The sequence below is a fragment of the Pseudanabaena sp. CCNP1317 genome, from assembly GCF_034931345.1.
GTDB classification, from domain to species: Bacteria; Cyanobacteriota; Cyanobacteriia; order Pseudanabaenales; family Pseudanabaenaceae; genus Pseudanabaena; species Pseudanabaena galeata.
The window spans coordinates 20,628-33,751 of sequence record NZ_JAYGIF010000160.1; the positions used below are offsets into that span (position 1 = coordinate 20,628).

The 13,124-nt window shown below is 43.4% G+C and carries 14 protein-coding genes; 5 read left to right on the plus strand and 9 right to left on the minus strand.

What is annotated here, in order from left to right:
- Positions 1 to 29 precede the first annotated feature (29 nt).
- The 6 genes from dnaK to psbN all read right to left on the minus strand — a co-directional run bounded on the left by dnaK (position 30) and on the right by psbN (position 5,480).
- Complete coding sequence (gene dnaK / locus VB775_RS25170; protein WP_281006618.1) at positions 30 to 2,000, minus strand: molecular chaperone DnaK; 1,971 nt, start codon at positions 1,998 to 2,000, stop codon at positions 30 to 32.
- A gap of 290 nt (positions 2,001 to 2,290) precedes the next feature.
- The gene (locus tag VB775_RS25175; RefSeq protein WP_281006619.1) at positions 2,291 to 2,764 is read right to left on the minus strand and encodes a CAAD domain-containing protein; all 474 of its coding nucleotides are present in this window, start codon (positions 2,762 to 2,764) and stop codon (positions 2,291 to 2,293) included.
- A gap of 604 nt (positions 2,765 to 3,368) precedes the next feature.
- Positions 3,369 to 3,686 (minus strand): STAS domain-containing protein, encoded by a 318-nt coding sequence (locus VB775_RS25180; RefSeq protein WP_281006620.1) that lies wholly within the window; start codon positions 3,684 to 3,686, stop codon positions 3,369 to 3,371.
- Between the two features lie 463 nt (positions 3,687 to 4,149).
- On the minus strand, positions 4,150 to 4,740 hold the full coding sequence (locus tag VB775_RS25185; RefSeq protein WP_281006621.1) for a DNA-3-methyladenine glycosylase: 591 nt from the start codon (positions 4,738 to 4,740) through the stop codon (positions 4,150 to 4,152).
- A 131-nt stretch (positions 4,741 to 4,871) separates the two neighbouring features.
- Positions 4,872 to 5,297 (minus strand): molybdenum cofactor biosynthesis protein MoaE, encoded by a 426-nt coding sequence (locus VB775_RS25190; protein WP_281006622.1) that lies wholly within the window; start codon positions 5,295 to 5,297, stop codon positions 4,872 to 4,874.
- Positions 5,298 to 5,348: 51 nt separating this feature from the next.
- Complete coding sequence (gene psbN / locus VB775_RS25195) at positions 5,349 to 5,480, minus strand: photosystem II reaction center protein PsbN (RefSeq protein WP_094532123.1); 132 nt, start codon at positions 5,478 to 5,480, stop codon at positions 5,349 to 5,351.
- A gap of 77 nt (positions 5,481 to 5,557) precedes the next feature.
- On the opposite strand from psbN, the gene psbH reads away from it, so the two are divergent.
- From psbH to VB775_RS25215, 4 genes are all read left to right on the plus strand, one after another.
- The gene (gene psbH / locus VB775_RS25200) at positions 5,558 to 5,752 is read left to right on the plus strand and encodes a photosystem II reaction center phosphoprotein PsbH (RefSeq protein WP_190578700.1); all 195 of its coding nucleotides are present in this window, start codon (positions 5,558 to 5,560) and stop codon (positions 5,750 to 5,752) included.
- 94 nt (positions 5,753 to 5,846) lie between these two features.
- Complete coding sequence (locus VB775_RS25205; protein WP_281006623.1) at positions 5,847 to 6,152, plus strand: TatA/E family twin arginine-targeting protein translocase; 306 nt, start codon at positions 5,847 to 5,849, stop codon at positions 6,150 to 6,152.
- The gene (gene pth, locus VB775_RS25210) at positions 6,145 to 6,792 is read left to right on the plus strand and encodes an aminoacyl-tRNA hydrolase (protein WP_281006624.1); all 648 of its coding nucleotides are present in this window, start codon (positions 6,145 to 6,147) and stop codon (positions 6,790 to 6,792) included. The genes VB775_RS25205 and pth overlap by 8 nt, the downstream gene beginning before the upstream one ends.
- A gap of 202 nt (positions 6,793 to 6,994) precedes the next feature.
- Positions 6,995 to 8,137, plus strand: a complete 1,143-nt coding sequence (locus tag VB775_RS25215; protein WP_281006625.1) for an NDP-sugar synthase — start codon at positions 6,995 to 6,997, stop codon at positions 8,135 to 8,137.
- 37 nt (positions 8,138 to 8,174) lie between these two features.
- Here the strand turns inward: VB775_RS25215 and VB775_RS25220 are convergent, their stop codons facing one another.
- The 3 genes from VB775_RS25220 to murI form a co-directional block, all read right to left on the minus strand.
- The gene (locus VB775_RS25220; RefSeq protein ID WP_281006626.1) at positions 8,175 to 9,614 is read right to left on the minus strand and encodes an N-acetylmuramoyl-L-alanine amidase; all 1,440 of its coding nucleotides are present in this window, start codon (positions 9,612 to 9,614) and stop codon (positions 8,175 to 8,177) included.
- A gap of 127 nt (positions 9,615 to 9,741) precedes the next feature.
- The gene (locus VB775_RS25225; protein ID WP_281006627.1) at positions 9,742 to 11,211 is read right to left on the minus strand and encodes an N-acetylmuramoyl-L-alanine amidase; all 1,470 of its coding nucleotides are present in this window, start codon (positions 11,209 to 11,211) and stop codon (positions 9,742 to 9,744) included.
- A 40-nt stretch (positions 11,212 to 11,251) separates the two neighbouring features.
- Positions 11,252 to 12,082: a glutamate racemase gene (gene murI, locus VB775_RS25230; RefSeq protein ID WP_281006628.1), complete on the minus strand. Its 831-nt coding sequence runs from the start codon at positions 12,080 to 12,082 to the stop codon at positions 11,252 to 11,254.
- A 398-nt stretch (positions 12,083 to 12,480) separates the two neighbouring features.
- Between murI and VB775_RS25235 the strand changes: the two genes are divergently transcribed.
- Positions 12,481 to 12,999: an inorganic diphosphatase gene (locus VB775_RS25235; RefSeq protein WP_281006629.1), complete on the plus strand. Its 519-nt coding sequence runs from the start codon at positions 12,481 to 12,483 to the stop codon at positions 12,997 to 12,999.
- Positions 13,000 to 13,124: the final 125 nt, after the last annotated feature.

Consider the following 13,124-nt stretch of genomic DNA (forward strand, 5'->3'; position numbering starts at 1 on the left):
ATTTCATTTGTATAACACCCGATTTTTGCTTACATCCAATCATCGTCGTCATCGTAGGAGACTCGCGTATTCGGGCGGCGGCGATCGTCTTCGTCCTTGCCCCGTTTGTTGCGACTGGCAAAACTGCCGATACTTTCGAGGATGCCACCGAATAGATCGTCATCCTCATCATCGTAATATTCGTCATCTTCGGCATAGAGTTCCGTCGATAGGGCATAGAGTGCTTCTTGCAACTCGGACTGAGCGCGATCAATTAAGGCATCATCTTCCTTGGCGATCGCATCTCTTAGCTTTTTAATCGATCCCTCAATTTGTTTGCGGCGTTCGTAACTGAGTTTGTAGCCGTAATTAAGTGCTAAATCTTTGAGTTGACGCTCGGCTCCCACTGCCAAGTTATCGGCTCGATTAAGTTTCTCGATGCGTTCCCGTTTAGCACGATCGCGATCGGCAAATTGCTCAGCCTCAGTGACCATGCGTTCAACTTCTTTTTCATCCAAAGTCGAAGCACCCTTAATCGTGACGCGACGTTCGACACCTGTGCGGCGATCGCTAGCGGTTACTGCCAAAATCCCATCAGTATTTAGATCAAAGGTGACATCCACCTGAGCCACGCCGCGAGGTTGTGGATCAAGTCCACTTAATTTAAAGCGCCCCAAAGACTTGTTATATTCCGCGAGATCCCGTTCACCTTGGATCACATGGATTTCCACAGAGGTTTGGTTGTCTTCAGCCGTTGTAAATAATTCCATCTTGCGACAGGGGATCGTCGTATTTCGAGGAATCAAACGTTTGACCACACCGCCCGAAGTTTCAACACCTAGAGACAAAGGTGTGACATCCAGCAGCAACACATCCTTAATTTCGCCTGACAAAATCGCGGCTTGGATCACTGCGCCGATCGCCACCACTTCATCGGGATTTACGCTTTGACTAGGAGGTTTACCGATCGCTCTTTCCACCATTTCCTGTACCGCAGGAATCCTCGTCGAGCCACCAACTAAAACCACTTCATCGATTTGGCGCGGACTAATTTGGGCATCACGTAACACGCGATCGAGGGGAATTTGTAAACGCTCTAATAAATCAGCACTTAAACGCTCAAACTGCGATCGCTTTAAACTGGTTTCTAAATGTAAAGGTCCCTCAGCCGTGGCTGTAATGAACGGTAAATTAATTTCGGTTACGCCCACGGTTGAAAGCTCGATTTTGGCTTTTTCGGCGGCTTCGGTCAAACGTTGTAGAGCTTGACGCTCTTTACGCAGATCGACACCATCGGATTTTAAAAATTCTTCGGCGAGGTAATTTACAATTTGGCGATCGAAATCATCGCCGCCCAACTGGGTATCGCCCGTCGTTGCTTTGACTTCAAATAAACCGTCGCTCACCTCTAGCACAGACACATCAAATGTGCCACCACCAAGGTCAAATACTAAAATTTTCTTGTTAGATTTTTTGTCTAATCCATAGGCTAACGAGGCAGCCGTCGGTTCATTTAAAATCCGCTTAACTTCAATCCCTGCAATTCGACCAGCATCTTTTGTAGCCTGTCTCTGCGAGTCATTAAAATATGCAGGAACTGTAATTACTGCACCTGTTACAGGTTCGCCTAAATACCGACTCGCCTCATCGACGAGTTTACGAATTACCATTGCTGAAATTTCTTCAGGGGCAAAATCTTTCTCAAGCCTAGAACTGCGTAACTTGATATTGCCCTGATCATCACGACGTACTGTATAGGGGACGCGCTTAGTTTCCGCCGAGAGTTCACTATGCTTGCGTCCGATAAACCGTTTGACAGAATAAAAGGTATTGTCAGGATTTAGCACTGCTTGCCGACGTGCCATTTGCCCGACAAGACGTTCGCCATCTTTAGTAAAGCTAACAACGGAGGGAGTGGTGCGGCTACCTTCTGAGTTTGCAATCACTATGGGTTTGCCACCTTCCATAACGGCTACCACAGAGTTTGTCGTACCCAAGTCAATACCTACAATTTTGCCCATGCTTGACGTATATACCTCTTCACTTCCCAAGACTGTCTATTAAACAGCTTAACAATTTTTGATGTTGCTTTACTTTGCTAATATCCTATCTCTAAATATCACGCTTATAGACAAAGGGCTTCTAAGCCCATCAATTCTGATTATCAAAATCGGTTTTTTGGAAGCCCGCCAACGGCGGACTTTCAAAAAACCGATTTTGGTGTTTCCAGCACCGAAGGCGCTGGAAACACCAAAATCGGTTTCATAATCAGAATTGCTGTTCTAATTCCCCTTGTCGTGAGATTGGTTATTTAGCCGAAAACTTTGTTTTTCCAAGCTGTGATCCCATCAATTAGCTCTTTGCGAGTATTAGCAAGTAATAGGTATCGATAGATAAACCATACCGAATAGACAAAGCCAACTAATTCAAAGAGGCTAGGCAATACGGGTAATTTATTTAAAAAGCCTAAAATTTCTGATGTCACTATAAATACAGGGATAGTAGCAATTATGGCGATCGCTAGGGTGCGATTGGCTTTTTTGCCTTCACCAAAGTACTCCTCCCAAAATTCCTTGATTTGTTTCAAAATATCAAAGCTCACGTTGAGTGAGTCATCTATGGGTGGAGCAGCAGGAGTAGTATTTGTTGTTATGGCTTCAGAAACAGATGTTACTGACTTTATTGTTTCTGGGGCTTTGGGAGATTCTTTGTCTGTGCTGGTAGTTTCTACAGTTTCGGCTGGATCTTCTGCGATCGATTCGTCAGTGTTTTCTTTAGGTTCCATAATTTGTTTGATCTTATTGACCAGTCAGTAGGATGGAGAAATTTTAACAATATTTGCAGCGCTTTGTTAGGGGATCGCTGGAACGTAATAAATCCAAGTAGCGCCGCTACTTGGATTTTGGGTTTTGATTTGTCTTATCTATCTCTTGCATGGCTATAGCAATCTTAAATGGTTTGTGGAAGGACACCCCATCGGGGTGTCCTTCCACAAACCAAAAAAATCCACAAATGATATATAGCAACGCAAGAGATAGATAAGGCAAATCAAAACCAAAAAGATTAGTGGCGGCGCGAAGCGCCGCCACTAATCTTTTTGGTTTTATGTCCTAAGCAAAACTTACGTTGCTATAGGACTGCTATATAAGATTTTTAAGTTTTAACAATAATAGCGATCGCAAATATAGCGCTCCTAAATGAGTTGTAAGATTTTGAGTGTTGTGAGAGTGCGCCCTTCGGGGCGCACTCTCACAACCTATTTAGGATTGCTATATAAAAACTTAAAAGAGACAGGACGCTTAGAACCATGCTTCTTTTAGAAAACAAATAAAGGCGGCGCGAAGCACCGCCTTTATTTGGGTTTTATATCCTAAGCAAGATTGATATATTTAAACTTTTTTCAAAGAATGTTCAAACTGGCTGCGATTTTCAAATACATCAAATAAAGTCTTCATTGATGTTGCTTCTAACAAAAATTCGATATATTCGCTAATTGAGCAGAGTGCAAACTTACAGCCGATCGCCTTTGCGCTCCTCAAAGCAAAAATTAAAGCCCCCAAACCTGAACTGTCCATCTGTTTGAGATGTTTTAGGTCAATAAGTAACACATCAGGTTTCCGATCTAAAACATGACTAGCTTGTTGACGAAAATAGTTAGTACTAGTGGCGTTAAGATGTCCCGTTGGCTGCATTACTTCAATGTGCATTGCTTTTTTCTCCTTTCCCCAGTTTAGAGGTACTTAAAATATCTAAAGTGATTTAATAAATTATTTAATTGTTAATTAAAATGTCTGGATAACTTGTAGAAAATATTAAGTTGAAGAACTGCTTTTGCTACCTAAACAATTATTTGATTTTGATCAGGCTTTTGGGCTGTGCAACTGTACTTTTCTATTTCATAGGAACATCCTACTTCCTAAATTCAATATTTATTTGCCCAAAAGTTATGAAAAGGTTATTTCTAAAGTTATTAATATTGAGCGATCGCCGTCTAAATCTTAGCCAATGGTTTCCAGCCCAGAATTAGTGGTGCAGCACGAAGCGCCGCATCACTAATTCTACGTGAGTTCGATATAGCCATTTGCGGCGTGCGAAGCACGCCGCAAATGGCGAAAAATGGTAAGAATCGCTTAGCGATTCTTACCATTTTTCGCTTTCGTCGAACTGACGTTAATTCTGGGTACTTATTGAGGTCGCTTTTCGCGATACTGAGGTGCGATCGCCTAAATACCAGCGCCAAGGAATATCTACTCCCTGCGTAATGCCGATTCTTGTGGTTTGGCAAATTGGCTCAGCGAAATCAGGCGATCGCGCCTCTAGCCATAAATCCGAATCTGGATGCAGCGTTACCCCATCAAGTTGTCGATCAATTTTTAATAGGCGGCAAAGTTTGCCCGGTCCAGCCCCTGCTCGATGCGCTTTTTCTTTGGGATTGTGCCAACTTGGTAAGCGATCGCATTCGATCGCCCGAATTAATACCGCACTGCAAAAATCTTCGCGATCGGTGACGATATTAACGCAATGATAAATTCCATAAATTAAATAGACATAGGCAGTACAGGGTTCGCCAAAAATAGCGGCATTGCGCTGAGTTTTGCGGCGATAGCCATGACAGGCAGGATCAGTTGCGTCATAGGCTTCAGTTTCGACAATAATTCCCCGATATTCAATCTTGTCAATCCTTCTAACTAAAGTACATCCCAATAAATCTGGCGCAACTTCGTAAGCAGGACGAGCAAAAAAAGGTTTTTTTAGCAGCATCAAAAACTCCAAACAAAAAGAATGTTCTAGATCTTTTTGCTATATAGCTTTTATCAGTCTAGTGAAGTACGGGTTTGTTTCCCCGCCAAAGGCGGGGAAACAAACCTTTGTACTCGCTTGCTGGCAAAGCGCTATATCGGACAATTTACCCAACTGCTGATGCCGTCCAGCCAAAATTCTTTTTTCCAGATCGGAGCATCTATTTTTAACGTGTCGATCGCATAGCGACAAGCTTCAAAAGCTTCTGCACGGTGTGGAGACCCCACCGCAACTAAAACGCTAATTTCGCCAATTTTTAATTTTCCTAGACGATGATGAATGACAACTTCGGTAACGTCTGGAAATTTCTGATGGCAGCGATCGCTAATTTCCTGAAAAACTTGTAAAGCCATCAATTCATAGGCTTGATAGTCCAAATAATCAACGGCTCTTCCCCCCGTCTGATTGCGTACCATGCCGCTCATCAGCACCACGGCTCCATTACGCGCATTATCAGCGATCGCATAGACCTCTGACACATCCAAAACATCATGAGTTAGTCGCAAGTTTTTACTCATTTATTCGCCTAAACTATTCGCCTAAACCGCGCAAAGCACGGTTTAGTTAAATTAATCTTCGTGTTCTTCAAACTGATCGACTAATTCTTTATTGGGTGGGCCAAACGCCACATATATCGCATAAGCTGTTAAAACGATCACACATACGGCAATAGTCACCGCGATCGAAGTTGCGTTTTCCATGAATTGAACCAATGATTTGAGTTATTCTTAATTACAATTATACTATTTTGTAACAATCCTTTTAAGAAGACAAAGTTATGTCACAACGTACCCGCCTTGGCGATATCCTCAGACCTTTGAACGCAGAATACGGTAAGGTCTCTCGTGGCTGGGGAACTACCCCTCTCATGGCTGTATTCATGGCGTTGTTTCTTGTATTTCTGGTAATTATTCTCCAGTTGTACAACTCCTCCTTGATCCTTGATGGTGTTAACCTCAACTGGGGCGGCTAGGTTCTAGCTATCCTGAGCAAAGATTAAAGGCACGCTTTGCGTGCCTTTAACGTATCAATAGTTTTCGTTGTATATAAATTTAAGGTCACTCTCCATGAATATTTTTGGTATTGGCTTGCCTGAAATGATTCTGATCATGTTGGTAGCACTTTTGATCTTTGGTCCAAAAAAACTGCCAGAAATTGGGCGCAGTATGGGCAAAGCGATTAAAGGGTTTCAAGATGCTTCTCGTGAATTTGAATCAGAGTTTAAGCGCGAAGCCGATCGCCTTGAGCAAACAGCAACCGTTGCCGATAAACCGACGGTACAACCAAATCCTGATGTAGCCACACCCGTCGCTGCTGCTGTTGCCACATCTTCAGAAGAACCTAAGGAAGTAACAACTGCCTCGGATGCTTGAGACTCAATCTATTTCTCTAATTGTGGGGCTGGGTAACCCCGGTACAGAATATGAGCGTACCCGTCACAATATTGGTTTTATGGCGATCGATCGCTTAGCGACATCTTGGAGTATTTCCCTTGGCAAAGAAAAGCGCTTTTATGGCATTTTTGGCGAAGGTCGATTATCGATTCGATTAGCCAGTAGCGGTAAGATCCGTCTGCTCAAACCAACTACTTATATGAATGTCTCAGGACAATCGGTACGAGCCTGTGCTGATTGGTTTAAGGGGAATCCCGCCAATATTCTAGTGATCTATGACGATATGGATTTACCCCTTGGTAAATTGCGATTGCGTCCTTCTGGCTCCGCAGGGGGACACAATGGCATGAAGTCCATAATTTCGCATCTTGGCACGCAAAACTTTCCTCGGCTTCGTCTTGGAATTGGGCGTGGTGGTAAAGTTGATGGTGATAATAATGCGATCGCCTCCAAAGCCAACCAAAACGTTACTAACCATGTCTTAGGAGGGTTTTCGTCTGCCGAAACTAAAATCTTGCCTGAAATTCTTGATCTGGCTGAGTCCACAGTGACCAGTATTTTAGTGGATGGGCTAGAAAAAGCAATGAGTCAATACAACAGTCGTAGTATTGATGTTTAAAGATGTCTAAAAAATCGGATAGTCATGTCAAAGCATTGCCGCTCTAAGTTTAGAGGCTAATTGGCTTGCCTTGCCTAAATTTTTTAGGACTGCTTACAAGGTATGATAAGACGGGTTTTTAGGGAACTTGAACATAGCGTAGTAACCAAATTACTGAGATATGCAAGTGCCATTTAATCGTAGTGAGAGGAGAATGTAATTTATGAAAGCCATGATTTTGGCTGCGGGTAAAGGTACTCGAATCCGCCCGATCACGAATATCATGCCCAAGCCCATGATCCCGATCATGCAAAAACCTGTAATGGAGTTTCTAGTTGAGTTACTCAGACAGCACGGCTTTGATCAGATTATGGTTAACGTTAGCCACTTGTCAGAAGAGATCGAAAACTATTTTCGAGATGGTCAGAAGTTTGGCGTGCAGATGGCCTATTCCTTTGAAGGAACCATTATTGATGGCAAGCTCCAAGGTAGTGCGCTTGGCTCGGCTGGTGGGCTTAAAAAAATCCAAGATTTCTCTCCATTCTTTGACGATACCTTTGTTGTTCTTTGTGGTGATGCATTGATCGATCTCGATCTTACCTATGCTGTTAACTGGCATCGTCAAAAAAAATCTCTAGCTACGATTATTACGAAAACTGTTCCTAGGGATCAGGTGTCGAGCTATGGAGTTGTAGTTACGGACTCCGATGGTCGAATCAAGCAATTTCAGGAAAAGCCAAGTGTTGAGTCGGCTCTAAGCAATACCATCAATACAGGCATCTATATTTTCGAGCCAGAAATCCTCGATTATGTGCCTTCGGATATGGAATTTGACCTTGGCAGTGACTTGTTTCCTAGGTTGGTATCAGACAATCTTCCTTTCCATGCTATTTCTATGGATTTTCAATGGGTCGATATTGGTAAAGTTCCCGATTATTGGCAAGCAATTCAAGATGTCCTTTCAGACAAAATTAAAAACGTTAATATTCCTGGGCAGGAAGTTAAACCAGGCGTTTATACAGGTTTAAATGTTTCGGTGAACTGGGACAAGGTAGACATCCGTGGTCCTGTCTATATTGGGGGTATGACTCAAATAGAGGATGGTGCGACCATCATTGGTCCAACAATGATTGGACCTAACTGTCATGTTTGCAGTGGGGCTGTGGTTGAGCGCAGTGTAATTTTTGAGTATTCGCGCTTATCAGATGTGCGGCTAGTCGATAAATTGGTGTTTGGTCGTTATTGCGTTGACAAAACGGGTGCAACTATCGACTTGCAAGCAGCAGCTTTAGATTGGTTAATTACCGATGCTAGACATCAACAGCAGTCACAATCTCCTTTAGAATTTTCTAAATCTCCTTCTTAAAAAAAACAGGGGAACCGCTTCGCGGTTCCCCTGTTTTTTATCTGCCACGAACACGCATGAACTGGTCGATACCTCGTGCGATCGCATCCGCCATCAGCTTTTGATAGTTAGGATTGCTAAGATTTCTCGCTTCAGTCGGGTTTGTTACAAAACCAGTCTCCACCAAAATAGCAGGCATCGAAGTTCTAGCAATTACATAAAAACCTGCAGCTTTGGCACTGCGATCAGTTGCACCAGTCGCTGATATGATTTGTGACTGAACGTAGCTAGCTAGCGTTCTCCCAATTGTTGAGCCTCGGGCAAAAAAGGTTTCTACACCATTAACGCTATTGTTGCGAGAAGCCAGAGAGTTAGCATGAATACTTACAAACACATCAGCATTAACTCTTTGAGCAAGAGCTACACGCGGCTCCAAATCAATTTCCACATCATTAGTACGAGTATAATAAACTGTGTAACCCATACTTTGTAGGGCTTGTCCTAAGCTAATGCTGATGGGTAAGACAACATCTTTTTCCTGTATGCCGTTACCAATAGCACCTGGGTCACGACCGCCATGCCCTGCGTCAACTACGATTACTCCTCGGCGACGCTCGCCTGTATTTTGAGGAGTTTGGATAACAGGATTGTTACTAGGCAAAGGCGTTTGGTTATTCGGAACAACGCTATTTAGTGAAACTTGTAATTGAATTTGTTGATTGTTAAAGCGTTGAGTTTCACGCACTTGCCAGCCAGCGATCGTTTTGATCCCAATTTCTACAGAGGTTCCCACTTGTAACAGTCTAATTCTTTCAATAGGACTGTTTGCTGCAAGATTGGGCCGTTGTAAATTTGGTGAGATTTTAGCATTAGCAACCGTTAAGTTATAAGTGCTAGAGGTAGGATCAAAATTCGCTCGATAGCTCACTGGTTGGTTGGCTGAGACTATTAGTTGCCCAGTATTACTAAAACTCAATCTTTCGATCGCCGCAGGCGCAGAAGTTACGGGGATGGGGGGATTGATTGGTCTAGGAAGGCTCAAATTGGGATTGGTGGGAGGATTAATCGGTATTGCCTGAGCCGTTTGATTCGATGGTGTTAGTAGTAGGGTTCTAGTGGCAGCAATGTACTGACTTTGCCATGCGAATTTGCTACTTGGATCACTACTATCGAGATCAAAAACTAGTCTGGCGATCGCGGGATTATTCTGAAATTGAGCAACTCTGACTTGCTTAATGCCGAGTCGGTTCATTGGCAGAGTTGATTGATGTAATTGTTGAGCCAAATTCGTGTTTTGCAGATCGACAATTAATCGATCAGGATTATCCTCCCTTTGGATGCGAATTTGAGGATTAGCATTAACAGTCAGCATTAAGCCATTGTTAGTTGCTCGAATGCTGTTTATTTGAACTCTACTAGGTAAGTTAGATGTGTTATTGATCGACTGTGCTTGTAACTGCCCTACGACAGGGCTGATATAGTCAGTAGCTAAAGTCATCAAAATTCCAACTGCTAGTTGTCGATATCGCAAAGTAGTTCTCCCGTGGGCATAAAGATCTAAAAGTTGAGCTATCGAACAGCTAGATTCTTGATAGATTTTTGATCTAGGGCGGTCCCCAGATTATCTATCTTCGGTAAGATTTCAAGAATTGATCGATACCTTGAGCGATCGCTGCGGCCATGCGCTCTTGATAGTTACTATTAAGCAGCCTTGAAGCCTCTGACGGATTTGTGATAAATCCAGTTTCTACCAAAATAGCAGGCATTGAAGTTTTCGTAACTACATAAAATCTAGCTGACCTCACACCACGGTCATTTGCACCCGTACTCGCAATAATCTGCTCATGTACTAATTCTGCAAGATTCTTACCTAAGGACGCATTAGGCGCATGATAAGTTTCAACCCCATTTACTGGTGATGAGCTTGCATCAAGGGCGTTAACATGAATGCTGACAAATACACTTGCTCTAGCATTCTCCGCCATCTGCACTCTTGGTTCTAGGTCGAGATCAATATCCTCAGTGCGTGTATACATCACAGAATATCCCATTTGTTGCAATATTCTACCTAGCTGTTTACTCATTGCTAGCACAATATCTTTCTCGTAAATACCATTTCTGGTCGCGCCTACATCTGGTCCACCATGTCCTGCATCCACCACCACTAGTTGACGGCCAGAAGTGACATTGCCATAGTTTGGCTGAACTTGCGATCGCGTATTTGGGGGAATACCTGCGGTCACTTGTCCAACACTTGTCAACTGTAAAGCGATCGCTTGGGGATTTGTGCGGCTAGTCTCGCTAATCTGCCAACCTACAACTGTTTTCACACTAACTACTACTGCATCACCCACCTGATTGAGGCGAATTTGCTCTATGGGGCTATTTGCTCCTAAGATTGGTCGGCGTAACTGCGATGAAATCCGAGTCGCAGGAATTGTGACACTGTAGGTATTACTAGCTAAATCTACACTGCTACGATAGGAAACCGCTCGACTAGCCTGAATTACCAGTTGACCATAACCATTAAACGATAAACCCTCAATTGTCGTAGCTAAACCGTTGTTCGCTATAGGCGAAGCTGTTACTGGCAAACTAGTGCTGAGATTATTTGCGCCGATAGGGCGGAGTACTAATAAACCACGCGCTTGATCGAAAGAACTCTGCCAACTGACAGGGCTACTACTATCCAGATCAAAAACTAACCGAGCGATCGCAGGGGATTTTTGAAACTGAGCAACTCTAATTTGCCTTACCCCATAGCGATTGATCGGCAATACGGAATTATGGATAGAAGACGAAACTTCAGTTGCTTGTAAATCTAAAATAATCCGATCGGGGCTAGCCACTCGTGATGTTCGCATCTGAGGAATGCCATTGATTTGTAAGGCAAATCCATCCGCATTAACTTGGACATTGCGTAACTGTAACTGCTGCCTTGACGATGGCTGCCTTGACGATGGTAGCTGTGCTAGCAGGTTACGATCCTGCAATGACGAGTCAAGTGGCAATTCAGCATTAACTGCTTGTGTACCTAAGCATGTCCCCGTCATTAACAGTATTAGCCATAGCGATCGTCGGTAATATGGGTTCAAAAAATCACTCCCACTTGACTAGAGCTTGCCAATCAAAACTTTAAGACAGCAATTCTACAGGAGATAGGTAAACTTTTTCCACCAATGGCGACTTTCCTAGCCAGCGTCGTGATACTTGAGCAAAACGATCTGGATCTCCGCTTACAAAAAATCTTGTTTCAGCGCGATCGCTACGATTATCCAAGCATCTTAGCCCCATCAAATCTAACTCTTGGCTCGCAGCCCTCACCACATAAGAAGCAGGATTCACTAGAGCTACATGAGACGGCAAAATTTGGCGTAAAACCCCAGACAAATGGGGGTAATGTGTACAGCCCAAAACTAAGGTGTCTATGTTTGCCTCAATCAGTGGTTGTAAATATTCCTTGGCTACTTGCAATGTGTATGGATCGTTGATCCGATCAGACTCAATCAAAGGTACAAATTCAGGACAATCTACCTGAAAAACCTGTGCTTGGGGATCGCTTTCACAAATAGCCCTTACATAAGCTTCACTTTTGACAGTCGCAGTCGTGGCAATTACCCCAATCCGCTTGCCTTTGCCCACTGCTGCTCTCGCCCCTGGCAAAATCAACCCCAAAATCGGCAAATCAAAATCCTTTCGCACTATATCTAATGCTAAAGCCGAACTGGTATTACAAGCCATGATTGCCATCTTCACCTGCTCAGACTGCATCCAGTGCAAAATCTCATACACATACTCAATGATCTCCGCAGGCGATCGCTTCCCGTAGGGCAATCTTGCTGTATCACCGAAATAAACCACAGACTCATTAGGCAATTGGCGATGAACTTCTTGTAAAACCGTAAGTCCCCCAACCCCACTATCAAAAACACCAATAGGGAACCGAGCTTCTTGCTGCAAAAACATGCACATCCTCACACTTCACATGCATCACAGTAAAGCATACTTTTCTTAACGTGAATATCAGCGTAACTAATTAACCTCAAATACAATTTCCGCAGACACTCATACCAAAGCAAAAAAACAACGTAGTCGTTTTTTGCTTAAAAAAAACTTACTGGGGTTACTTTTCAATTCACTTAATTTACACAAGTGCCGTTACGCTTTTGTGAATTGGTATCACTAACATAAAAACTAGAAAGATATGGCAATGCCTAGCGTTGCCATATCTTTCTAGTTTTTATGTCTTAACGGTACTTGCGATCGCTATACTTTTTCTAGGCAGCCTACGCTCCCCTATGCGACTAGCATCTGTCATACATAGAAAAAAATAACAACTCAAAAACTAAATCAAGGAGTACCCAATGGACTTATCGCGCATTCCCCCTCAACCTAAAGCAGGCATCCTCAACGTCCTGATTGAAATCCCCGCAGGCAGCAAAAATAAATACGAATTCGACAAAGACCTCAATGCTTTTGCACTTGATCGCGTCCTTTACTCCTCAGTCCAATATCCCTATGACTATGGTTTTGTCCCCAACACCCTTGCTGATGATGGCGACCCTCTTGATGGCATGGTGATCATGGATCAACCCACATTTCCTGGTTGTGTTATTCCTGCACGCCCTATCGGGATGCTGATCATGATTGATGGCGGCGACCGCGACGAAAAGATCCTCTGTGTCCCCGCCAAAGATCCCCGCTACGCGGATGTCAAAACCCTAGCCGACATTGCCCCCCACCGCCTCGAAGAGATCGCCGAATTTTTCCGTTCCTACAAAAACCTAGAAAAGAAAGTCACTGAAATCAGAGGCTGGGAAGGTGTAGATGCAGTACAAGCTCTTGTAACTAAATCAATTGAAGCGGCATTGCCTAAACCCTAAAACTTTATTTTGGGAGCTAAAACGCTTATGTCACAAGGGATAGAGAAGTCAAGCCAAAATCTTTTCAAAACAAAATTCCAAAAACGCTTGACAAACCGTTTTAACCTTGCTAACTTAATAAAGCG